Below are 22314 nucleotides of genomic sequence, written 5' to 3' on the forward strand. Positions count from 1 at the left end.
GCAGACTCTGTGTCTATGGGTGAGACGACCGTGACGACACTGGAAGGCCGGGAGCAGGCAGCTCCACAGCCCGTCGCGGAGGAGAATGCGGGGAAGATCTTCCTGCGTCGTTTGCGGGCCCCGCGTCGCCCCCGCTTCTGGTTCGAGATCCTGCTCATCGCGGTGAGTTACTGGACGTATTCGCTGATCCGGAACGCCGTGCCGGAGCAGAAGCACGAGGCTCTGCGCAACGCGGACTGGATCTGGCAGGCGGAACACCACCTCGGGATCGCCGTCGAGGAGTCGGTCAACCACGCCGTGAACTCGGCGACATGGCTGATCATCGGGATGAACTACTACTACGCGACGCTGCACTTCGTGGTGACCCTGGGTGTCCTGGTGTGGCTGTACCGCAGCCATCCCGGCCGTTACGCGGCCACTCGGCTCACCCTCTTCGCCACCACGGCGGTGGCCCTGGTCGGCTACTACTTCTTCCCGCTCGCGCCGCCCCGCCTGATGCGCGGCGGCGACTTCGTCGACACGGTCCTGGTCCACCACACCTGGGGCTCCATGGCCTCCGGCGACCTGAAGCACATGTCCAACCAGTACGCCGCGATGCCCTCCATGCACATCGGCTGGTCCCTGTGGTGCGGCCTGACGATCTTCGCCCTGGCGTCGGCGCCGTGGGCCAGGATCCTCGGCCTGCTCTACCCGACGGCCACCCTGCTCGTCATCGTCGCCACGGCCAACCACTTCTGGCTGGACGCGGTGGGCGGCATGCTGTGCCTGGCCTTCGGCTTCTCGGTGGCCCGCGTTTGGTACGGGTCCCTGCCGTACGCGCTGCCGCGCCGGGTACCGGGGACGGGCGGGCCAGCGCTGCTGCCGGCGAAGGCCTGAGCGAGGGCCGTTCCGTTCGCGGAGCAATGGCCTGCCGACGTACGTGAGGAGGGGCCGCACCGGGCAGGTGCGGCCCCTCTCGTCCGTTCAGCCGTCAACGGTTCAGCAATCAACCGTTCCGCGATACGCGACGTACCCGCCGGTCACGGTGAGGCGTACGGGAGCCTCCGCGACCTCGTCCGCGGGGGCAGCCACCGGGTCCAGGCCGAAGGCCGTGAGGTCGGCCCGGAACCCGGGAGCGATGCGCCCGGCCACGCCGGCCTCCCCCGCGGCCAGCGCCGAGTGCGTGGTGCAGCCCTCCAGTGCCTGAAGCCCCGTAAGGCCGCCCCTCGCAGAGGCGGCTCCCAGCGGTGCCCGCGCCGTCGCCAGCACGCCGCGCACGTCGTAGTGGGCGATAGGCCAGTCCGAGCCGAGCGCGACCACCGCCCCGGCGTCCCGCAGATCCCGCGTACGCCAGGCGCGAGCCGCCCGCTCGGGCCCCAGCCGCCGCGACCACTCGTCGCCGTGGTCGCCCCGCGTGTACGCGGTGTGCGGCGGCTGCATCGACGCGATGACCCCGAGCTCGGCGAAACGCGACAGCGTACCGTCCGGGGCGGTCTCCACGTGCTCGATCCGGTGAGCGAACCGACCCCCCGCCCCCAGCCCCTGCACCGTGTCGAGAACGTGCCGCACGGCCGCGTCCCCGATCGCGTGCGTGGCCGTACGGACCCCGGCCGCGTGCAGCTGCCGTACGGCCGCGGTGTACGCCGCGGGGTCGGGCCAGAACGCCTCCGTCCCCTGGCCGTGGCAGTCGGCGTGCTCCAGCCAGGCCGTGCCGCCCTCCACGGTCCCGTCCATGAAGAACTTGACCCCGCCGACCCTCCAGTGCCGCCCCCTGCGCCCCTGGAGCGCCACGAGCTCGTCCAGGTCCTCCCGGTCCGCGCCCGGCATGCACCAGGGCGCGAACCGCAGCCGTACCGGCAGCACGGTCTCCTCGGCGACGGCACCGACCAGCTCCGGATCCCCCAGGTCCATCACATGCGCCCCGGTCAGCCCGGTCGCGGCCATCGCGGAGAGCAGCTCGACGAGCCGGGTCCGCCGCTCCGCGTACGAGGGCCGGGGCATGACCTCGGCGACCAGTTCCATCGCGGCATGCTCGACGAGATGCCCGGTGGGCCGCCCGTCACCGTCGCAGACGACTTCGGACCGCTGGACGAAGGACCGCGGCCCGGTCACCCCCGCGAGGGCGAGCGCGGCCTCACTCACCAGGGCGGAGTGACCGTCGTACAGCCGCAGAAAGGCGGGCGCGCCTCCGAGTACGTCCTCGACGAGGGCCCGGTGCACGGGCCGCCCGCCGAAGACGTTGTGGTCGAGCCCGAACCCGATGACCCACCCGTCGATCCGGGAGGCGTCCCGGAGCGCACCGCGCAACCCGTCCAGATCGCGCACCCCGGACAGATCGGCCCCGGTGGCCATGTCCAGCCCCCACACGGGGTGACTGTGCGCGTCCACGAGCCCCGGGACGAGGTGCGCGCCCGCCAGGGACACGACCTCGGTCCCCGGCCCGCGCCAGTCCCGTACGTCGGTCTCGTCACCGACCGCGGCGATCACCCCGTCGCGTACGGCGACCGCGGTGGCGTGCGGCCGGTCGGGGTCGAGGGTGCGGACCTTGGCGCCGGTGAGGATCAGCTCGGCGGTGGGCATCGATGCAACTTCCTTTGCTACTCGGTGACTTCGGCGGGCTCGGCCGCGAAGTTCTCGTACACCTGCGGCCGTTCGCGGCGCAGCCACCAGGCGAGGGCGAGGCCGATGACGAAGACGGCGGGCGACAGGACGATCAGGACGGTGTTGACCGCCGGGGACGCGCCGGTGAACAGGTCGATGTGGGTCACCACCAGCACTATGGCCGTCGCGAGCAGCACGGTCGCGACGACGGGCGCGACAACGGTCCGCAGCGCACCCTCCTGATGAGGGATCCGCCGGAAGTAGCACGGCACGGCGATCGCGGCGAGGAGCTGGAGCACGAACAGGCCGATCATTCCCGGGGTGTTGACCCACAGCAGCAGCTGCCCGTAGGGGTCGGCGCCGACCGCCCAGAAGGCGAGGACGACGACCGCACCGAGCACGGTCTGGACGATCCCGGCGACGTACGGGGAGCGGTGCTTCGGGTGAATGCGGCCCAACGCCCGGGGCAGGACGCCCTCTTCGGCGAGCGCGAGCCCGTACCGGTTGATGGCGTTGTGGAAGGCGAGCAGCGAGGCGAGGACGCTGGTGATGATGAAGACGTGCATCAGGTCGGAGGCCCAGCCGCCGACGTACGTCGTGATGGCGGAGAAGAAGAGCCCGCCGGGGTCGGTGGCCGCGGCCTTGACGACCTCCGCGTCCCCGAAGGCCTGAATGACCACCCAGACGACGAACGCGTAGAAGAGCCCGAGGAATCCGACGGCGAGGTACGTCGCACGCGGCACCGTGCGCTCGGGATCCCGCGCCTCCCGCCGGTAGATGACGGTGGACTCGAACCCGGTGAACGCGGCGAAGGCGAAGGCGAGCACGACCGCCGTCCCGGGGACGAACACGTTGCCGGAGGCGAAGGATGCGCCCGACAGCCCGTGCGCACCGCCCTTGACCAGCACTCCGCCCGCGAGCAGTACGAGTATCCCGGTCTCGGCGACGAGCAGGACGCCCAGCAGCTTGGCACCGAAGTCGATCGACCGGTAGCCGCCGTAACCGATGACGATCAGCCCGGCCAGAGACACCGGGAGCCAGGGAATGTCGGTCCCGAAGAGGGCCCGCACGGTGTCCTTGCTGGCGCTGCCCAGCAGACCGTAGACGCCGATCTCCATGCCGTTGTAGCCGATGAGGGCGAGCAGCGCGGCACCGATACCGACGGGCCGCCCGAGCCCACGGGTGATGTACGCGTAGAAGGCACCCCCACTGCGGACATGCCGGCTCATGGTCGTGAACCCGACGGCGAAGACGGCGAGCGTGATCCCGGCCAGCAGATAGCCGACCGGCGCGCCGATCCCGCCGAGCAGGATCGCGAGCGGGGCGACACCCGCCATGACGGTCAGCGGAGCGGCGGCCGATACGACGAAGAAGGCGATGTCGGCGGTGCCGAGGGAACCGGAGCGGAGGGTCGCCGCGGGGGTCGGCGTTCTCTCCTCGGAGGTGGTGACGGGCATGCGAGGGAAGCCCTTCTGGCGGGGACGGGGAGAAGTCCGGGGCGTGCGGGGCACCCCGGGATTCCGGCGCCGAGGGGGCTGCCGGACTCGTAAACCTAAAGGCTTTCGGTTTCGGCAATGTAACCTCCCGTTTGGGCATCCGGGAAGACCTCAGGGAGAGCACAGATCATGGGACGGCCGCGCACACCACTCCTCGACCGCGAGCGCATCGCCACGACGGCACTCGAACTGATCGATGAGCGGGGCGAGTTCAGCGTGCCGCAGATCGCCAAGCGGCTTGGCGTGCAGACCGGCTCGGTGTACCACCATGTGGACGGCCGGGACGGCATCGTGGAACTTCTCCGCGAACGGGTCGCCTCGGCGATCGACACGGGAACCCTCTCCCTGACGCCCTGGGACACGGCCCTGGCCGCCTGGGCCCGCTCCTATCGCGCGGCCTTCGCGGCGCACCCCAAGGTGATCCCGCTCCTCACCACATCACCCGTACGAGCGCCCCGCGTCCTGGAGCAGTACGAGCGCGCGGTCACCCTCCTCCTGAACGCCGGGTTCGCCCTGCCCGACGTGATGCCGGTGATCATCGCCCTGGAGAATCTGGTCCTCGGCTCGGCGCTGGACCTCGCGGCCCCCGAGACGATGTGGGAACTCCCGGACGACACGACGACCCCACGGCTGGCTGCCGCCCTGGACGCGGTGGGGGCGGGGCGTGCGGACCGGGCGTTCGACCTGGCCCTGGAGGGATTCCTGGCCCACGCGAGGGCCTTGCAGGCGGCGTAAGGGCATTTCCTCGCCCCCGCCGCCCCTACCCGTCCCATCCCGTTCCTGGGGGCTGCGCCCCCAGACCCCCCTAAAAGATTGCGCCGTTCCCCGCGCCCCTGACAGACGTCTGCCGGCCGGTGGGGGCTGGTCGCGCAGTTCCCCGCGCCCCTAAAAGCGGGGCTGCGCCCCGCAATCCCCCGCGAACCGTCGCCCCCCGCACCGGCAGTCGGCGACGCACGGAAAGGGCCGTGCCGGTACGTCCAGCCCGTCGCTTACGTGGTTATTGCCGCCTAGTCCCGCCGTGGCAGCAAGCAGTAATGCCCACCGGCGACGGGCTGGACGTACCGGCACGGCCCCGCCCCACACCCACCGGCACAGCGGAGCGCCTACGCCCCGTAGAACAGCTCCTCCACCACGGCCCGAGCCCGCCGAGTAGTCCGCCGATAGTCATCGAGCATGTCCCCCACATGCCCGGGCCCGTACCCCAAGTACCGCCCCACCGCGGCAAGTTCACGCCCGTCCGACGGAAACGTATCCCCCGCCCGCCCCCGCACCAGCATCACCGCGTTCCGCACCCGCGTAGCCAGCACCCACGCCTCGTCCAGTGTCGCCGCGTCCTCCCCGGACAGCAGCCCCGCGGCACACGCGGCCGCCAGCCCCTCCCGCGTACGCGTCGTACGCAGCCCCGGCTCCGCCCAGCCATGCCGCAGTTGCAGCAACTGCACGGTCCACTCCACGTCGGACAGCCCGCCCCGCCCCAGCTTGGTGTGCAGCGTGGGATCCGCGCCGCGAGGCATCCGCTCCGACTCCATACGGGCCTTCAGCCGGCGAATCTCCCGCACCGCGTCCTCGCCCAGCCCCTCCGCCGGATACCGCAACGGATCGACCAGCTCGATGAACCGGTCCCCCAAGTCCACGTCCCCCGCCACGACTTCGGCCCGCAACAGCGCCTGCGACTCCCACACCAGCGACCAGCGCCGGTAGTACGCCTCGTACGAGTTCAACGTCCGTACGAGCGGCCCCGACTTCCCCTCGGGCCGCAGATCGGCGTCGATCAGCAGCGGCGGATCCGCGCTGGGAATCTGCAGCAGCCGCCGCATCTCGGCGACAACGGTATGCGCGGCCCGGGACGCCTCCTGCTCCTCCACGCCCTCCCGGGGCTCATGCACGAACAGCACATCCGCGTCGGACCCGTATCCGAGTTCGTGCCCCCCGAACCGCCCCATGCCGATGACGGCGAACCGCGTGGGCAGCGTGTCCCCCCACCCGTCGCGCACCACGGCCCGCAGCGTCCCCGCCAGCGTCGCCGCCGTGAGGTCGGAGACGGCTCCTCCGACCAGATCGACGAGCGCGCCCTGGTCGGCGACGGCCGGTGTCTCCTCGGTGCCGTACGAGGCGACGATGTCCGTCGCGGCCGTACGGAACAGCTCACGCCGCCGCACCCCACGTGCGGCGGTGACGGCCTGCTCACCCCCGGTGGCGCGCCCCACGGCCGCGAGGATCTCCTGCTCCAGGTGGGCGCGGGACCGCGGTTCGAGTCCGCCCCCGTCTCCGTCGCCGAGGAGCGCGACCGCTTCCGGCGCGCGCATCAGCAGGTCGGGGGCGAGCCGCCCGGCGGACAGCACCCGCGCGAGATTCTCGGCCGCGGCACCTTCGTCCCTCAACAGCCGCAGATACCAAGGGGTCTTGCCCAGCGCGTCGGAGACCTTGCGGAAGTTCAGCAGCCCGGCGTCGGGGTTGGCGGAGTCCGCGAACCAGCCCAACAGCACGGGCAGCAGCGTCCGTTGGATGGCCGCCTTGCGCGTGACCCCGGACGCCAGCGCCTCCAGATGCCGCAGCGCGGCGGCCGGGTCGGCGTATCCGAGCGCGACCAGCCGCTCCCGCGCCGCGTCGGGGCTCAACCGGCTCTCGCCCGGGGCGAGTTGGGCCACGGCGTCGAGCAGTGGACGATAGAACAGCTTCTCGTGCAGCCGCCGCACCACGGCCGCATGCCGCTTCCACTCGCGATTCAGCTCGGCGACGGGGTCGGACCGCAGCCCGAGCGACCGCCCGATGCGCCGCTGATCGGCCTCGTCCTCCGGTACGAGATGGGTGCGCCGCAGCCGGTACAGCTGGATCCGGTGCTCCATGGACCGCAGAAAGCGATACGCGTCGTCGAGTTGCAGGGCATCGTCACGCCCCACATACCCGCCGGCGGCCAGCGCTTTGAGCGCGTCCAGCGTCGTACCGCTCCGCAGCGACGTGTCGGCCCGCCCGTGCACCAACTGGAGCAGCTGCACGGCGAATTCGACATCTCTCAGTCCCCCCGGACCGAGCTTCAGCTCACGCTCGATCTGGGCGGCGGGAATGTTCTCGACGACCCTGCGCCGCATCTTCTGCACATCGGCGACGAAGTTCTCCCGCTCGGCGGCATGCCACACCAGGGGCGCCAGCGTGGCCACGTACTCCTCGCCCAGCTCTAGGTCCCCGGCCACGGGCCGCGCCTTGAGCAGCGCCTGGAACTCCCAGGTCTTGGCCCACCGCTGGTAGTAGGCGAGATGGCTGCTGAGCGTGCGCACCAACGGCCCGTTGCGCCCTTCGGGCCGCAGATTCGCGTCAACAGGCCAGATGCTGCCCTCGACGGTCGTCTCCGAGCAGATCCGCATCATGTGCGAAGCGAGCCGGGTGGCGGCCTGCAGGGCCTTGCGCTCATCGGCCCCGTTGACAGCCTCCCCCACGAAGATGACATCGACATCGGAGACGTAATTGAGCTCGTGTCCCCCGCACTTGCCCATCGCGATGACCGCGAGCCGGCACAACGCGGCGTCGTCGGGCGCGGTGGCCCGGGCGATGGCGAGCGCGGCGCGCAGGGTCGCGGTGGCGAGGTCGGCGAGTTCGGCGGCGGTCTGCGCGAGGTCGGTGGTGCCGCACACGTCGCGCGCGGCGATGGACAGCAGGCAGCGCCGGTAGGCGACGCGCAGCGAGACCGGGTCGGTCGCCTCGGCGAGCCCCCGCTCGAACTCCTGCACCCCGGGATGCAGGTCCTGCGGCTCGTAGGTGACGAGCGCCTGCCAGTCGCGCGGGTGCCGGACGAGATGGTCGGCGAGCGCGGCGGAGGCACCGAGGACGCCGAGCAGCCGGTCCCGCAGCGGCTTGGCGGCGATCAGCGTGTCGAGCAGCTCCCGCTGGGCCGTGTGACCGTCCTGCACCTCGACGAGCCGGACGAGTCCGTGCAGCGCCAGATCAGGGTCGGCGGTGGCGCCCAGCGCGTCCAGGAGCACCGGATCGGACCGTATCGGCGCCAGCTCGTCGCTCTCCAGGAGCCGCTCGGCTGCCGAGGGATCGGTGAAGCCGTGCCGCAGCAGCCGCGTGAAGGTACTGCTTCTGCGCCCCGGCGCCGTCATCCCCGGCCTCCTGTCGGATCAAGGTCGTACAACCGGTCCGATGTCGTACAAGTCGCACAACCGGTCCGATCAAGGTCGTCCGAGCTTGAGCCTAACCCCGGTCCGCATGGTGGCGCCCCGCGCCGGTGTGGGCTTCTGTGGTGGGAGCCATGAGCCGTACGACGAAGGAGTCACGCCATGGACATGACCCTCGAAGTGATTCTGCTGCCGGTCTCCGACGTGGACCGGGCGAAGGAGTTCTACCGGGACAAGGTCGGCTTTCACGTCGATCTGGACGGTGATGTGATGGAGGGGGTGCGGATCGTGCAGCTGACGCCGCCCGGGTCCGGGTGTTCCATCGCGCTCGTCGACGGGCTCCAGATCCCGACGGGGACGCCGCGGCCCGGGACGTACCACGGGATGCAGCTGTGCGTCACGGACGCCAAGGCGGCGTACGAGGAGCTCACGGCCCGCGGCCTGGAGGTCAGCGAGCCGCAGGCGTACGCGCCGCAGGACGGGGCCACGTTCATGTACTTCAAGGACCCCGACGGGAACGGGTGGGCGATCCAGGAGTACCGGCAGCGGGCGACGAAGCCGCTGCACCAGTTGCTGACCGAGCTGGCCGCCCAGCGGCAGTAGTTCACCCGCTCTTCATCCCTCCGGTTGGGGGACGTGAGCCAGGGGAATGTTGGCGTGTGCATGCTCTGTCCGCACCGCCACCGTCACTCCCCCCACCGGAGGTCTGAAGTGTCCGGCAGAAACGTGTACCGCCGCAGTCGTGCCGTCATCGCGTCGGCCCTCGCCTTCACCGCAGCCGCGGTCGGGGTGTGGACCGGATTCGGCGGTTCGTCCCCCGCACACGCCGCGGCCGCGGTCCCCACCCCGGACCACGTCGTCGTCGTGGTCTTCGAGAACCACGCGTACAGCCAGGTGATCGGCTCCTCCAGCGCCCCGTACATCAACTCGCTCAAGACCGGCGGGGCCAACCTCTCCCAGTCGTACGCCGAGACGCACCCGAGCCAGCCCAACTACTTCGCCCTGTTCTCCGGCGCCACGCAGGGGATCACGGACGACAGCTGCTACACGCCCGGCTTCTCCTCCGCCCCGAACCTCGCCTCCGAGCTGATAGCCGCGGGCAAGACCTGGGCGAGCTACAACGAGACGCTGCCCAGCCAGGGTTCGACGACGTGCAGCAGCGGCAACTACGCGCGTAAGCACAACCCGTGGTTCGGCTTCAGCAACGTACCGACGTCGACCGCGAAGACCTTCACCCAGTTCCCGACGGACTACTCGACGCTCCCGCAGGTCTCCTTCGTGGTCCCCAACCTGTGCAGCGACATGCACGACTGCTCGGTGTCCACGGGCGACACCTGGCTGAACAACAACCTCAGCGCCTACGCGACCTGGGCCAAGACCCACAACAGCCTGCTCGTCGTCACCTTCGACGAGGACAACCGGCTCAGCGGCAACCGCATCCCGACGGTGCTGTACGGCCAGCAGGTGACGGCCGGGTCCTCGTCCACCACCACCTACAACCACTACGACCTGCTGCGCACGCTGGAGGACATGCACGGCCTCACGCACGCGGGCAACGCCGCCTCCGGCAAGGACATCACCGGCATCTGGACGTCCTGACATGTACGTAGCGGACAGCCGCGCCAGTACTCCGGATACTCCGGCGACGGCGGCGTCCGCGGAAGGCGCCGCCCGGCCCCGTGCCGGGCGGCGCCGTGCCGCGGTCGCGCCCACGGTGCTGGCGCTCGGCACGGTCAGTCTGATCACCGACGTCTCCTCGGAGATGGTGACGGCGGTGCTGCCCCTGTACCTGGTGACCGGCCTCGGCCTGTCCCCGCTGGGCTTCGGGCTCCTCGACGGGATCTACAACGGCTTCTCGGCGCTGGTGCGGCTGATCGGCGGGCATCTCGCGGACCGGGGCGGCGGCCGCCACAAGTGGGTCGCCGGCTTCGGCTACGGCCTGTCGGCGGTGTGCAAGCCGCTGTTGCTGCTGGCGCACTCCTTGACCCCCATCGGGCTGATCCTGGCGGCGGACCGCACGGGCAAGGGCCTGCGCACGGCCCCGCGCGACGCGCTGATCTCGCTGTCGAGCACGCCGGAGACCCGCGGCCGCGCCTTCGGCGTGCACCGGGCCATGGACACGGCGGGCGCGCTGTTCGGCCCCCTCGTGGCCTTCCTGATCCTCCGGGCCACGGTCGACGGCTACGACGCGGTGTTCATGGTGAGCTTCTGCGTGGCCGTGGTGGGTGTGCTGGTGCTGGTGCTGTTCGTGCCGGGCAAAGCAGCGGGCGCACCCGTCACAGCGGACGCACCCGCCACCACGGATGCTCCCGTCACCACGGATGCTCCCCGCCCCACCCTCCGCGCCGCCCTCGCCCTCCTCAGCCGCCCCGCCCTGCGCCGGCTCACCGTCTGCGCCCTCCTCCTGGGCCTGGCGACGGTCAGCGACTCCTTCGTCTATCTCCTGCTCCAGCGGCGCCTGGGCGTACCCGACCGCTGGTTCGCACTGCTGCCGCTCGGCACGGCGGCGGCGTTCCTCCTGCTGGCCGTTCCGCTGGGCCGGCTCGCGGACCGGATCGGGAGGTGGCGGGTGTTCCTGGCCGGCCACGGCGCCCTGCTCCTCGCGTACGCCCTCCTGCTCACGTCCTGGCACGGGACGGCGCTGCCGTACGCCGTCCTGGTCCTGCACGGCGGCTTCTACGCGGCGACGGACGGTGTGCTGATGGCCGCAGCCTCGGACAGCGTGCCCGAGGAGCTGCGCTCGTCGGGGCTCGCGCTGGTCCAGACGGGTCAGGCGCTGGCCCGTTTCGTCTGCTCGCTCGGTTTCGGCGCGGCCTGGACGGCGTGGGGCGACCGTACGGCGCTCACGGCGTCGGCCGTGGCACTCGCCGCCTGCGCAGTGTTCTCGCTCCGCCTCCGCCCCACCCCGTCAGAAGGCCTCGCAGCATGACTCTCCGTACCCGCATCCTGGTCCTGATCTCGGCGCTGCTCGTCCTGGCGGGCGTGGCCACGGCGTCGGTGCTGCACGCCTCGGCCCGCGCGGAGCGCAGGAACCAGACCCAGCCGGGCGGCCCGAAGATCACCGCGGGTACGGTCGCACTGACCGGCGACGACGGCCGCATGATCTTCCGCAACATGGCGTGGGGCCCGCACCGCGACGAGCTGACGACCGTCCCGGCGTCCGACCCGTCGGGCCCGCGCACGGCCTCCAAGGTCAAGTGCCTGCGTTTCTACGCGGCTTCGGGCACGGGTGTATGCCTCCAGGCGGTGCACGGCGCGGTCCAGGACACCTACCGGGCCGTCATCCTCGACGCACACCTCCACGAGACGGCCCGCTACGACGTCCCCGGCATCCCGTCCCGCGCCCGCGTCTCGCCCAGCGGCCGGTACGCCGCGTGGACGGCCTTCGTGGGCGGTGACTCGTACGCGGGGACGAACTTCTCGACCCGCGCGGCGATCGTGGACACCCGGACGGGGAAACTGACACCGTCCCTGGAGGCGTATCGCGTCGTGAAGGACGGCAGGACGTACCACGCGGCGGACGTGAACTTCTGGGGCGTCACGTTCGCGAGCGACGACCGCACCTTCTACGCGACGCTGGCGACCAAGGGCAAGACGTACCTGATCCGCGGCGACCTCCGCACCCGCACGGTCACCACCCTCCACACGAACGTCGAATGCCCGTCCCTCTCCCCCGACGGCACCCGCATCGCCTTCAAGAAGCGCGTGAAGGGCCTCCCCAAGGACGCCCCCTGGCACCTGTACGTCCTCGACCTCCGCACGATGCGCGAAACCCCCCTCGCCGAACCCCGCAGCGTCGACGACCAGGCGGTCTGGCGCGACGACCACACGATCGTCTACGCCCTGCCGGGCGACTACGGAGCCGACCTCTACACGGTCCCGTCCGACGGGACGGGAAAGCCGCGGCGGATCAGCACGGCGGCGGTGTCACCCGCGTACGTCGGCTGAGTCGGACGCGTACGTCGGCTGAGTCGGACGGCGTCAGGCGCGGCCCGGCACCGCTGCTTCCTTCCACAGCGCGAGCGGTGTCGCACCGACCCGGTAGCCGTCCTCGTCCAGCAGATGGCCACTGAGTTTCATGGGCCCCAGGGCGACCGCGCGGTCGGTGACGTTCAGGTCCGGGGCCTGTTCGGCAAGACGGATCTCGAAGCGCTGCGCGTCGTCGAGGGAGCGTACCCAGGCGACGAGATGCAGGTTGTGCCGGCTGATGACGCTGGCGCACAGACGTACTTCGCGCATGCCGGTGATCCGCTGGGCGACCTCCTGCAGCCGCGCGGCCGGGACACGGCCCCAGAGGGTCACCCCGACCGGCCAGTCCGACAGGGGGCGGGCCACTTCGCAGCGGGCGTGCAGCAGGTCCGCCGCGAAGAGCCGCCGGACGTGACGGCGGACGGTGTCCGGGTTCGCGTCGCACCGCTCGGCCAGCGCGCGGTAGGTGGCCCGGCCGTCCACGGAGAGGGCGGTGATCAGCCGATGGTCCAGTGCGGTGAGGGGGAAGGCGGGCGCGGCCGTACGACGTGCGGGCTCGTCCGCGGTGAGCACCGCGACCTGTTCCCGGCTCAAGGCGCGCAGGCGCCAGCGGCTGGCCTCCGCATGGACCCGCCCGGCCAGGTGGGTGCGGACGGCCCGTACCCCCTCCAGCGCGGCGAGTTCGCCGGTCGTCCACCGGGTGAGGGAGGCCAGGTCGCGGGCCATGACGTTCAGCAGCAGGTCGCGGTCCCCGCTGACCTGCGAGAGCGCCGCGACGTGCGGTGCGGCGGCCAGCACGCGCGCCACGTCGGGCAGGCGGCCGGGAGCGCAGTCGACCTCGACGAAGGCCAGACACCCCTGCCCGGAGTCGGCCAGCGCGGGTGCGGGGTGGCAGCTGATCCAGGCGGCGCCGGCCTCGGTCAGCCGCTGCCAACGCCGGGCCACCGTCACGGCGTCCAGGTCGAGCGCGGCACCGATCCGCGCCCAGCTCACCCGTGGGGCGACCTGGAGGGCGTGCACCAGTGCCTGGTCCACATCACCCAGAGAATGACGTGAATCCTGCGCCACTTCGCACCTCCCCGCATGTTTCCTGCGCTTTCGGCCCGCCAACCGGCGAGAGCTTCAGTCTGAACCCGGTACGCCCGGACCGTACCAGTCAGTCACGAAGCAACAGGAGGTCGATCCGGCATGTCGGTCGTGGAACGCGCCAAGGAACTGCAGCCCGAGCTCGTACAGCTGCGTCGCTCGCTGCACCGGGAGCCGGAGCTGGGCCTCCATCTCCCGCGCACCCAGGAGAAGGTGCTCGCGGCCCTCGACGGACTCCCGCTGGAGGTCACCCTCGGCAGGAAACTCACCTCCGTCACCGCCGTGCTGCGCGGCGGGAAGCCCGGCGGCGCGGTCCTGTTGCGCGGCGACATGGACGCCCTGCCCGTCACCGAGGAGAGCGGGTTGGCGTACGCCTCCGGGGTTCCCGGCCGGATGCACGCCTGCGGGCACGATCTGCACACGGCCGGGCTCGTCGGTGCGGCCAGACTCCTGGCCGAGCGGCGCGAACACCTGCACGGCGACGTGGTGTTCATGTTCCAGCCCGGCGAGGAGGGCCACAACGGGGCCGGCACGATGATCGAGGAAGGCGTGCTGGAAGCGGCGGGCCGGCCGCTCGACGCGGCGTACGCGCTGCACGTGGCGGCCAACCGGGTGCCCGGCGGTGTCGTGATCACCCGTTCCGGCACCATCACATCCGCCTCCGACCGGCTGGTCGTGACCGTGCGGGGCAAGGGCGGCCACGGCTCGGATCCGGCCACCGCCAAGGATCCGATCCCGGTCGCCTGCGAGATGGTCACGGCGCTGCAGACCTGGGTGACGCGGACGTTCAACATCTTCGACCCGGTCGTCGTCACCGTCGGCACCTTCCACGCCGGCACCAAGTCCAACATCATCCCGGACCATGCCGAGTTCGAGGCCACCGTGCGCAGCTACTCCGAGAGCGCACAGGAGCGGCTCGCCGAAGGACTGCCCCGGCTGATGACCTCCATCGCCGCCGCCCACGGCCTGGACGCGGAGGCCGTCTACAAGTTCGACTACCCCGTCACCGTCAACGACGCCGACGAGACCGCCTTCGCCCTCGCCGCCGCCCGCGACCTGTTCGACCCGCGCGAGGTCTGGGAGTCCCCGCAGCCCAGCAACGGCTCCGAGGACTTCGCCCTCGTCCTGAAGCCTGTCCCCGGCGCGATGCTGATGGTGGGTGCCGCACCCGAGGGCGCCGACTGGCAGAACGCGCCGATGAACCACTCTCCGCGCGCGGTCTTCGACGACCGCGTGCTGTACCGGCAGGCGGCGCTGCTGTCCGAGCTCGCCGAGCGCCGTCTGGCGGACACGGGAACGTCCGCGGGAACGGCCGCGTGACGACGTCCGCGGGGGCGGGGGCACTTCCTGTCCGCGTCCGCGCCGTCGTCGGAGTCCTGGTCGTCTTCGAGCTGTTCAGCGGGTTCGTCCAGGGCGCGGACGCACCCCTGCTGCCCGCGGTGCAGGACACGTGGCACGTCGGCGCCGCCGACGCCCAGTGGTTCATGACCGTGAATTACCTCGCGGCGGCGGTCACCGTGCCCGCCCTGGGACGCCTCGGCGACCTCTACGGCCACCGGCGTGTGCTGCGCATCGCGCTGCTGTGCGTCACGGCCGGCACTCTCCTGGTCGCCCTCGCCGGCAGCTATCCGATGACGCTCGCCGGCCGCGTCCTGATGGGAGCCCTCGCCGCCCTGCTGCCCCTGGAGATCGGCCTCGTGCGCGGCAGGCTGGACGCACCGGGCGCGCGCCGTGCGATCGGCCTGCTGGTCGCCGCTCTGACTCTGGGCTCCCTGCTCGGCCATGCCCTTTCGGGTGCGCTGCTGGGAATCTTCGGCGGGGTACGGATGGCGCACGCGGCGCTGACGGTGTTCGCCCTGCTCTGCACGGTCCTTGCCTGGTGCGCCGTGCCGGAGTCCGGCCACCGCTCCCCGGGGCGTATGGACTGGGCGGGCGCCGTCCTGCTGGGACTCACCCTCGTCGTCCTGCTCGGTGCCCTCTCCCGCGCCACCGCCTGGGGGTGGGCTTCACTCCCCATGTCCGGGGCGCTTGTGCTGACGGCCGCGCTCGGCTGGGCCTGGCTGCGCACCCAACTCGCCCGCGCGGACGCCCTCGTCGACGTCCGCGCGATGGCCCGGCGCGTACTCGCCCCGCACTACGCGGCCGGGTTCGTGCTCGGCGCGGTTCTGCTCGCCGGGCAGTCCGTCGCCGTCACCTACCTGGCCGCCGACCCGGCCGAGGGCGGCTACGGCTTCGGCCTGACCACCTTGCAGATCGGTCTGTGGAGCGTGATCCCCAGCGTCCTCGGCATGGCCGCCTCCGTTCTGGTCCCGTTCATCGGCGCCCGTACCGGATACCGCCGGATGCTGGTGCTCGCCTCGATCCTGGCGGCTGTCGGCTACGCGGGTCTGATCCTCACCCGCACCGATCTGCCCCTGTTCATCGCGGCCTACTCCGTGGCGGGCTTCGGCATGGGCCTGTCCCAGGGCGGCCTGCCCACGGTGATCGCCGAAGGCAGCGCCCACGACCGCGCCGCGAGCGGCACCGCCGTCTACAACAACCTCAAGACACTGGGCGGCAGCATCGCGGGCGCGTGCTCCTCCGTCGTCCTCGGCTCGCTGGTCGTCGGTGCGTCGGACATTCCCTCCGGCACCGCCTATCTCGTGCTCTGGGGCCTCGGCTGCACCGCGTGCGCCGCCGCGGCCACGCTCCAGGCTTTCAGCGGGCGCCCGGCCCCGGACCGGGCGCGGGCTCTTGCGACCACCCAGGGACAGTGAGACGCCGCGGGGCCGACGGTCCACGACCGTCGGCCCCGCGGCGTCATATCAGCGAGAAATTCGCTGTGACCTGCGCTTACAGCACCGGCAGGTTCTTCCGCAGCTCGAACGCGGTGACCTCGCTGCGGTACTCCTCCCACTCCTGCTTCTTGTTGCGCAGGAACTTGTGCGGCGCGGGGTGGCCCTGGAACGACTCGTGCCAACATGCCAGTGACGTGCAATCGAGCGGTCGTGCACGGCCGTTGTTGGTCACTGTGGGCCGCCCTTCGACGGCCCACAGACGGCCCAACTCAGGCTTCAAGGCGGGTACGAGCGAAGGCTCGAGGGGCGACTACCGCCTTGTAAGCCTGGTGGTGAGGGACTGCGAGAGCCTCCAGGTCGCTCCGGCTACAGAGGTGACCCCAGGTCGGCGGTGCATCTCGACCGCGGCGAACCGTCATTGACCGTGATTGACCGCCCGATGTGGCACGCCCGTGGCACGCACCAACACCCGCACGCTACCGAGTATCAGCTTGGGAAGCTGCGATCATCAAGGGCGCGTTGGCGGCCCGACCTGACTGAATGGCTGTTCTGCGGCTCCTGCACGCTCGGCTTGCTTCACGGTGATTCCCCGCCGTTCCCCGCTGGATCTGGTGCGGCAGTGGTGCAAGTCGCGCCTCCGCCGCCACCTTTCGCAACGCGGTCATGAGATCGGGCCGCCCCGGTGCCGCCGCGGGCTCGGGGCGTTCGAGGTCGCCCTGGGCAGACACTCGACGCGGAGGTCCACCTCCCTCAAGTCCTCGTCCTTTACACTTTCGCCGTCACACAGCGTAAGGAAAAATGTGAGAAGCGTGATTGAAGCGCTGCGTAGCCCGCGGCGCCCCTTTGTGCTCGGCACAGTGCTGACCGTCGCGCTCGTCGTGCAGCCAGCTGTGCTCATCGCCCAGCAAAGGCAGATGGACGATCTGCAGACGCAGCCCGTCGACCAGCAGGAGCACCTCGAGCCCGGTCCTCCCGGTCCGTCCGGCCCCTCCGGTCCTCGCGGTCCGGCCGGCCCTATCGGCCCGCCGGGTCATGACGGTCATGACGGGAAGGACGGGAAGGACGGGACGAACGGGAAGGACGGGAAGGACGGGACGAACGGGAAGGACGCTGTCGCCCCGCCGGCGTCGAGCTAGCCCCTCGGCCGCAGTGGGAATGCAGGGGCAGGGCCGTCCTGGGCGGCTCCTCCGTCATGCACCGGGTGGTGTTCAACCCAGCATGGCCGGACGGGTGCAATCGCAGTTGGAGACAGCCCCCGACGAACTGCAGCGCCGCCGCGAGTGCCATCCAGGCCGGTGGACCGGTGTGGGATGGTCAGCCGGCCGTCGAGGGCTGTTGCCGGTTGGTCGCGGTCATAGCGGTTGCGGCCTACTTCGCCGGACGGTCGGCAGGGCAGGCAACGAAGCCCCCCGTGACGCATCCGCGGGGGCTTCTCCGCTTGATCGGGGGCGGGGCGGTATCGGCCGGCCCGAGCCCCCGGCGCGCCGAAGTCGCGCGTTGAGTAAGTGAATATGGTTCCACGTGGTCGCTTGCGCTTCGCCGGTGATCGGCGGGCTCGGGGCGTTCGGGGTCGCCCTGGGGCAGACACTCAACGCGGAGGTCCGCCTCCGCCAAGTACCCGTCCTTTACACTTTCGCCGTCACACAGCGTGAGGAACAATGTGAGTAACGTAAACGAGGCGTTGCGTAGCCCGCGGCGCCGCCTTGTGCTCGGCGCAGTGCTGACCGTCGCGCTCGTCGCGCAGTCAGCTGTGCTCGTCGCCCACCAGCAGCAGATCGACGAACTTCAAGCACGGCGCATCGACCTCCAGGGGAACGGCATCAAGCACGGCCCGCCAGGCCCGCCAGGCCCCTCCGGTCCCTCTGGTCAGCCCGGCCCTACCGGCCCGACAGGTGAAGCGGGGCGGGACGGGAAAGACGGTCGTCACGGAAGGAGGGGTCATCACGGAAGGAGGGGTCATCACGGAAGGGACGGGGAGGTTATCGCCGCCGAGCCATCGCCGGATGAGACCGAGTAGAAGATGTTCCAGTGACACACCCCAAGAGAGTGCATTACCTGCTGCAGGCAGCAAAGATGCCCAGAATCACCAGGGCCACGAAGAACATCACGACACAGCGGCCTATGGCACTCTCCGCATCCGCGACAATCCCCTTGTGCTTCGGGCGGGACTTCTCGTAGTCCTGCATCCCTCGTGCCACCGCGCGCCTGATCTCATCTTCGTCCACCGAGTGCCCCCTCGTCAGCCACTGTGCTCTGAACGGCGCGGTCGATACCGGATGGCTCCACATTGCGTACCAAGTGAAGATCGCAAACGGGCAACTCGTATTCGGCCCTCCCAAGCGCAACAAGGTGCGCGATGTGCCGTTGCCCGACCGCGTCGCGCACGTGCTCAAGCGCCATCGGGAGACGTTCCCCCCGGTAGAAGTCACGTTTTTCCGTGGCTGCGCCCGGACGGGCCGCTCGTCACCAAACGGCTCTTGTTCACTCGCCTCGATGGTGGTGGCGCGGTCCGCCGTACCGACTTCAACACTCGCGTCTGGAAGCCCACTCTCGTCACGGCAGGAGTCATCCCGGAGCCGAAGAGGGGCGAGCGACACCAGGCCGCCCGCGAGCACGGCATGCACGCGCTCAGGCACTTCTAAGCCTCGGTCCTGCTGGACGCCGGGGAGAACGTCAAAGCCCTGAGCACGTACCTGGGGCACACCGATCCGGGCTTCACGCTCCGGGTCTACACGCACCTCATGCCGAGCAGCGACAGCAGGACCCGGAAGGCAGTGGACAGCATGTACGCGGGCATCGGTTCGGCGCCTGACGGCCCACAGACGGCCCAGGGCCGGTGAAACGCCGCAGGGCCGACGGTTCGCAACCGTCGGCCCCACGTGTCGTTCTGGCGGGATACCCCCGCTGACCTGCGCCTACAGCACCGGCAGGTTCTTCCGCAGCTCAAACGCCGTGACCTCGCTGCGGTACTCCTCCCACTCCTGCTTCTTGTTGCGCAGGAAGAAGTCGAAGACGTGCTCGCCGAGGGTCTCGGCGACGAGTTCGCTGCGCTGCATCAGGACCAGGGCCTCGCCGAGGTTCTGCGGCAGGGGCTCGATGCCCATGGCGCGGCGCTCGGCGTCGGAGAGGGCCCAGACGTCGTCGTCGGCGCCGGGCGGGAGCTCGTAGCCCTCTTCGATGCCCTTGAGGCCGGCGGCCAGCAGCAGCGCGTACGCCAGGTACGGGTTCGCGCCCGAGTCGATCGAGCGGACCTCAACGCGTGCCGAGCCCGTCTTGCCGGGCTTGTACATCGGGACGCGGACGAGGGCGGAGCGGTTGTTGTGGCCCCAGCAGATGTACGAGGGGGCCTCGCCGCCGGCGCCCGCGGTGCGCTCCGAGCCGCCCCAGATGCGCTTGTAGGAGTTGACCCACTGGTTGGTGACCGCGGAGATCTCCGCGGCGTGCTTGAGCAGGCCCGCGATGAAGGAGCGGCCGACCTTGGAGAGCTGGTACTCCGAGCCGGACTCGTAGAACGCGTTGCGGTCGCCCTCGAAGAGGGACAGGTGCGTGTGCATGCCGCTGCCCGGGTACTCCGAGAACGGCTTCGGCATGAAGGTGGCCTGCACGCCCTGCTCCAGCGCGACCTGCTTCATGATCAGCCGGAAGGTCATGATGTTGTCGGCCGTCGAGAGCGCGTCCGCGTAGCGCAGGTCGATCTCCTGCTGGCCCGGGGCACCCTCGTGGTGGCTGAACTCGACCGAGATGCCCATCGACTCCAGCATCGTGATGGCCTGGCGCCGGAAGTCCTGGCCGACGTTCTGCGGGGTGTGGTCGAAGTAGCCGGAGTTGTCGGCGGGGGTGGGCCGCGAGCCGTCCAGCGGCTTGTTCTTCAGCAGGAAGAACTCGATCTCCGGGTGGGTGTAGAAGGTGAAGCCCAGGTCGGAGGTCTTCGCCAGCGCGCGCTTGAGGACATAGCGCGGGTCCGCGAAGGACGGGGAACCGTCCGGCATGAGGATGTCGCAGAACATCCGGGCCGTGCCGGGGGCCTCAGCGCGCCAGGGCAGGACCTGGAAGGTCGACGGGTCCGGCTTGGCGATCATGTCGGACTCGTACACCCGGGCGAATCCTTCGATCGCCGAGCCGTCGAAGCCAATGCCCTCGTCGAAGGCCTGTTCCAGTTCGGCCGGGGCCACGGCCACCGACTTGAGGAAGCCGAGCACGTCCGTGAACCACAGGCGTACGAACCGGATGTCCCGCTCCTCCAGTGTCCGGAGCACGAACTCCTGCTGCTTGTCCATCTTCCGCTTCCACCCATCCTTGCTGGTCAGGCCGCCTGCTCCCACGCCTCGGGGACGATCGGGGCACCTGAGCATCCCACCACAACACCATTTCATGCGCGTTGCGGACCATGATCGCCCGGGCGACCGTGGCCTGAACGCCTCGCGTACGGCAGGTGTCCTGCTCTGCTGCCCATACTGCCTGCTCACCCGCGTCCCTGTAATGGCCGACCCCCACTCTCTTCTCCACGAGATTCTTAATTTGCATCTTAGATGCAAGTTTTATTACCGTGCTGGGCAGACACGGGAGCCGCAACCCACCGCTCCCGCCTTGGTCTTGAGGAGTCCTGATGCCGTCCGAACAGTCCGCCGCCACCGTGCGCGCCACCCTCCCCGCCGTCGGAGCCGCCATCGGCGATATCGCCGACCGCTTCTACGAAGGGCTGTTCGCCGCCCACCCCGAGCTGCTGCGCGACCTTTTCAACCGCGGCAACCAGGCGTCCGGCACCCAGCGCCAGGCCCTCGCAGGATCCATCGCCGCCTTCGCCACCCATCTCGTCGAGCGGCCGGACGAGCGCCCCGACGTGATGCTGAGCCGCATCGCGCACAAGCACGCCTCCCTGGGCATCGCGCCCGAGCAGTACAAGACCGTGCACGAACACCTGTTCGCCGCCATCGTCGAGGTCCTCGGCGACGCGGTCACACCCGAGGTCGCGGCCGCCTGGGACGAGGTCTACTGGCTGATGGCGAACGCGCTCATCGCCATGGAACGCAGGCTGTACGCACAGAACGGCGGCAGCGGCTGGCGGACCTGGGAGGTCGTGGAGCGCGTCGAGGAGACCGCCGACGTCGCCGCCCTCCGGCTGCGCCCGGCCGACGGCGGACCGCTGCCGGACTTCCGGGCGGGCCAGTACGTGTCGGTCCGCGTCGAGCTGCCGGACGGCGCCCGCCAGATCCGCCAGTACAGCCTCGCCGGCGCCCCCGGCTCGGCCCTGCACCGGATCGCCGTCAAGCGGGTGCACGGCGACGCGGGCCCCGACGGAGAGGTCTCGAACCACCTCCACGCGCGCGTGGGCCAGGGCAGCACCCTGGAGATCTCGGCCCCGTACGGCGATCTCGTCCTGGAGGACCTGCCGCGGCTGCGTGAAGCTGGGATCCCCGTGCTCCTCGCCTCGGCCGGTATCGGCGTGACCCCCATGGTCGCCGTGCTGGAGCAGCTCGCGGTCACCGGACACCCCGCCCCGGTCACGGTCGTGCACGCCGACCGTTCCCCCGCCGAGCACGCGCTGCGGGCCGACCACGAGGCGTACGCCGCCAAGCTCGCGGACGCGGACGTCCACTTCTGGTACGAGCACCCGGAGCCCGGCCACCCGGCCGACCGCACCGGCCTGGTCGACCTCTCCGGAGTGGCGATCGCGTCGGGCACGCGCGCGTACCTGTGCGGTCCGCTGCCCTTCATGCGGGCGGTACGGGCTCAGCTCATCGGCAAGGGCGTGGCCGCCGCCGACATCCACTACGAGGTGTTCGGGCCCGATCTCTGGCTCGCGCAGGACTGAGCGGTGGCGAGGCGTCCCGCGGCGCTACGGCGTCCTGGAGATAGCGAGGAGCAGCGGACCCGTCGGCGCGGCGACGACGTCCGCCACGGTCAGCGGGTCCAGCGAGGCGTAGAAGGCCTCCTGGGCCCGTCGGAGTGCGCCCCGGAGACGGCACCCGGAGCTGAGCGGACAGGGCGTGGCCCCCTCGCACTCGACGACGTCGCCGTCCCCCTCGAAGGTCCGCACGATCCCGCCGACCGAGGCCGTACGCCCCGCGTCGGTGAGCGCGAGTCCGCCGCCCCTGCCACGGCGGGCGGCGAGCAGTCCGAGATGCTGGAGCTCGGCGACCACCTTCGCGGCATGCGTGTAGGGGACCTCCATGTCCGCGGCGACCTCGCGGGTCGTGGGGGACGACTCACCGGCGACGGCGAGCCGCATCAGGACGCGCAGGGCCAGGTCGGTGGAGCGCAGCAACCTCATACCAGCAGCGTAAATAATGC

18 protein-coding genes and 1 pseudogene are annotated in these 22314 nt (G+C 70.7%); 10 read left to right on the forward strand and 9 right to left on the reverse strand.

From position 1 onward, the window contains the following. Positions 1-15 precede the first annotated feature (15 nt). On the forward strand, positions 16-876 hold the full coding sequence (locus tag AB5J50_RS14685) for a phosphatase PAP2 family protein (protein WP_369258183.1): 861 nt from the start codon (positions 16-18) through the stop codon (positions 874-876). A gap of 102 nt (positions 877-978) precedes the next feature. Here the strand turns inward: AB5J50_RS14685 and AB5J50_RS14690 are convergent, their stop codons facing one another. Further along, positions 979-2559, reverse strand: coding sequence for an amidohydrolase (locus tag AB5J50_RS14690; RefSeq protein WP_369258185.1), 1581 nt, complete (start codon positions 2557-2559; stop codon positions 979-981). 17 nt (positions 2560-2576) lie between these two features. After that, positions 2577-4037, reverse strand: coding sequence for an APC family permease (locus AB5J50_RS14695; protein WP_369258187.1), 1461 nt, complete (start codon positions 4035-4037; stop codon positions 2577-2579). A 168-nt stretch (positions 4038-4205) separates the two neighbouring features. Here AB5J50_RS14695 and AB5J50_RS14700 point away from each other — a divergent pair, with 168 nt between their 5' ends. After that, positions 4206-4811 (forward strand): TetR/AcrR family transcriptional regulator C-terminal domain-containing protein, encoded by a 606-nt coding sequence (locus AB5J50_RS14700; RefSeq protein WP_369258189.1) that lies wholly within the window; start codon positions 4206-4208, stop codon positions 4809-4811. 368 nt (positions 4812-5179) lie between these two features. On the opposite strand, the gene AB5J50_RS14705 is transcribed toward AB5J50_RS14700, so the two are convergent. Continuing rightward, on the reverse strand, positions 5180-8176 hold the full coding sequence (locus AB5J50_RS14705) for a bifunctional [glutamine synthetase] adenylyltransferase/[glutamine synthetase]-adenylyl-L-tyrosine phosphorylase (RefSeq protein ID WP_369258191.1): 2997 nt from the start codon (positions 8174-8176) through the stop codon (positions 5180-5182). A 177-nt stretch (positions 8177-8353) separates the two neighbouring features. On the opposite strand from AB5J50_RS14705, the gene AB5J50_RS14710 reads away from it, so the two are divergent. The 4 genes from AB5J50_RS14710 to AB5J50_RS14725 all read left to right on the forward strand — a co-directional run bounded on the left by AB5J50_RS14710 (position 8354) and on the right by AB5J50_RS14725 (position 12139). Then, positions 8354-8794 carry a VOC family protein gene (locus tag AB5J50_RS14710; protein ID WP_327428193.1) on the forward strand — a complete coding sequence of 147 codons (441 nt, stop codon included), beginning with the start codon at positions 8354-8356 and terminating at the stop codon, positions 8792-8794. Between the two features lie 108 nt (positions 8795-8902). After that, on the forward strand, positions 8903-9790 hold the full coding sequence (locus AB5J50_RS14715) for an alkaline phosphatase family protein (protein WP_330304078.1): 888 nt from the start codon (positions 8903-8905) through the stop codon (positions 9788-9790). Position 9791: 1 nt separating this feature from the next. After that, positions 9792-11120: an MFS transporter gene (locus AB5J50_RS14720; protein ID WP_369258194.1), complete on the forward strand. Its 1329-nt coding sequence runs from the start codon at positions 9792-9794 to the stop codon at positions 11118-11120. Beyond that, positions 11117-12139, forward strand: coding sequence for a TolB family protein (locus AB5J50_RS14725; RefSeq protein ID WP_369258196.1), 1023 nt, complete (start codon positions 11117-11119; stop codon positions 12137-12139). Before AB5J50_RS14720 ends, AB5J50_RS14725 begins: the two co-directional genes overlap by 4 nt. 33 nt (positions 12140-12172) lie before the next feature. Here the strand turns inward: AB5J50_RS14725 and AB5J50_RS14730 are convergent, their stop codons facing one another. Continuing rightward, entirely contained in the window at positions 12173-13195 is a 1023-nt protein-coding gene (locus tag AB5J50_RS14730) for an Lrp/AsnC family transcriptional regulator (protein ID WP_369258198.1), read from the reverse strand. 153 nt (positions 13196-13348) lie between these two features. Here AB5J50_RS14730 and AB5J50_RS14735 point away from each other — a divergent pair, with 153 nt between their 5' ends. After that, positions 13349-14566, forward strand: a complete 1218-nt coding sequence (locus AB5J50_RS14735) for a M20 family metallopeptidase (protein ID WP_369258200.1) — start codon at positions 13349-13351, stop codon at positions 14564-14566. Then, on the forward strand, positions 14563-16002 hold the full coding sequence (locus tag AB5J50_RS14740; RefSeq protein ID WP_369258202.1) for an MFS transporter: 1440 nt from the start codon (positions 14563-14565) through the stop codon (positions 16000-16002). The genes AB5J50_RS14735 and AB5J50_RS14740 overlap by 4 nt, the downstream gene beginning before the upstream one ends. Before the next feature lie 76 nt (positions 16003-16078). Here AB5J50_RS14740 and AB5J50_RS14745 read toward each other — a convergent pair whose 3' ends face one another. The 3 genes from AB5J50_RS14745 to AB5J50_RS14755 form a co-directional block, all read right to left on the reverse strand. Further along, positions 16079-16303, reverse strand: a complete 225-nt coding sequence (locus AB5J50_RS14745; protein ID WP_369258204.1) for a glutamine synthetase — start codon at positions 16301-16303, stop codon at positions 16079-16081. A gap of 499 nt (positions 16304-16802) precedes the next feature. After that, complete coding sequence (locus AB5J50_RS14750) at positions 16803-16979, reverse strand: hypothetical protein (RefSeq protein ID WP_369258206.1); 177 nt, start codon at positions 16977-16979, stop codon at positions 16803-16805. A gap of 1095 nt (positions 16980-18074) precedes the next feature. Then, positions 18075-18248: a hypothetical protein gene (locus AB5J50_RS14755; RefSeq protein ID WP_369258208.1), complete on the reverse strand. Its 174-nt coding sequence runs from the start codon at positions 18246-18248 to the stop codon at positions 18075-18077. 43 nt (positions 18249-18291) lie between these two features. Here AB5J50_RS14755 and AB5J50_RS14760 point away from each other — a divergent pair. After that, positions 18292-18863: pseudogene (locus AB5J50_RS14760) on the forward strand (site-specific integrase); the annotation flags it as partial. 75 nt (positions 18864-18938) lie between these two features. On the opposite strand, the gene glnA reads toward AB5J50_RS14760, so the two are convergent. Beyond that, a complete protein-coding gene (gene glnA / locus AB5J50_RS14765; protein WP_327428204.1) occupies positions 18939-20300 on the reverse strand; it encodes a type I glutamate--ammonia ligase in 1362 nt (453 codons plus the stop codon). A 329-nt stretch (positions 20301-20629) separates the two neighbouring features. On the opposite strand from glnA, the gene AB5J50_RS14770 reads away from it, so the two are divergent. Next, positions 20630-21835 (forward strand): globin domain-containing protein, encoded by a 1206-nt coding sequence (locus AB5J50_RS14770; RefSeq protein ID WP_369258210.1) that lies wholly within the window; start codon positions 20630-20632, stop codon positions 21833-21835. A 24-nt stretch (positions 21836-21859) separates the two neighbouring features. On the opposite strand, the gene AB5J50_RS14775 is transcribed toward AB5J50_RS14770, so the two are convergent. Continuing rightward, the gene (locus AB5J50_RS14775) at positions 21860-22294 is read right to left on the reverse strand and encodes an Rrf2 family transcriptional regulator (RefSeq protein ID WP_369258212.1); all 435 of its coding nucleotides are present in this window, start codon (positions 22292-22294) and stop codon (positions 21860-21862) included. Positions 22295-22314 lie beyond the last annotated feature (20 nt).

The organism is Streptomyces sp. R35, assembly GCF_041053035.1.
Taxonomy (GTDB): Bacteria; Actinomycetota; Actinomycetes; order Streptomycetales; family Streptomycetaceae; genus Streptomyces; species Streptomyces lutosisoli.

Excerpts from the sequence above, each read along its gene's own strand:
- AB5J50_RS14685 (WP_369258183.1), top strand. The coding sequence starts at position 16 with ATGGGTGAGACGACCGTGACGACACTGGAAGGCCGGGAGCAGGCAGCT.
- AB5J50_RS14690 (WP_369258185.1), bottom strand. The coding sequence starts at position 2,559 with ATGCCCACCGCCGAGCTGATCCTCACCGGCGCCAAGGTCCGCACCCTC.
- AB5J50_RS14695 (WP_369258187.1), bottom strand. The coding sequence starts at position 4,037 with ATGCCCGTCACCACCTCCGAGGAGAGAACGCCGACCCCCGCGGCGACC.
- AB5J50_RS14700 (WP_369258189.1), top strand. The coding sequence starts at position 4,206 with ATGGGACGGCCGCGCACACCACTCCTCGACCGCGAGCGCATCGCCACG.
- AB5J50_RS14705 (WP_369258191.1), bottom strand. The coding sequence starts at position 8,176 with ATGACGGCGCCGGGGCGCAGAAGCAGTACCTTCACGCGGCTGCTGCGG.
- AB5J50_RS14710 (WP_327428193.1), top strand. The coding sequence starts at position 8,354 with ATGGACATGACCCTCGAAGTGATTCTGCTGCCGGTCTCCGACGTGGAC.
- AB5J50_RS14720 (WP_369258194.1), top strand. The coding sequence starts at position 9,792 with ATGTACGTAGCGGACAGCCGCGCCAGTACTCCGGATACTCCGGCGACG.
- AB5J50_RS14725 (WP_369258196.1), top strand. The coding sequence starts at position 11,117 with ATGACTCTCCGTACCCGCATCCTGGTCCTGATCTCGGCGCTGCTCGTC.
- AB5J50_RS14735 (WP_369258200.1), top strand. The coding sequence starts at position 13,349 with ATGTCGGTCGTGGAACGCGCCAAGGAACTGCAGCCCGAGCTCGTACAG.
- glnA (WP_327428204.1), bottom strand. The coding sequence starts at position 20,300 with ATGGACAAGCAGCAGGAGTTCGTGCTCCGGACACTGGAGGAGCGGGAC.
- AB5J50_RS14770 (WP_369258210.1), top strand. The coding sequence starts at position 20,630 with ATGCCGTCCGAACAGTCCGCCGCCACCGTGCGCGCCACCCTCCCCGCC.
- AB5J50_RS14775 (WP_369258212.1), bottom strand. The coding sequence starts at position 22,294 with ATGAGGTTGCTGCGCTCCACCGACCTGGCCCTGCGCGTCCTGATGCGG.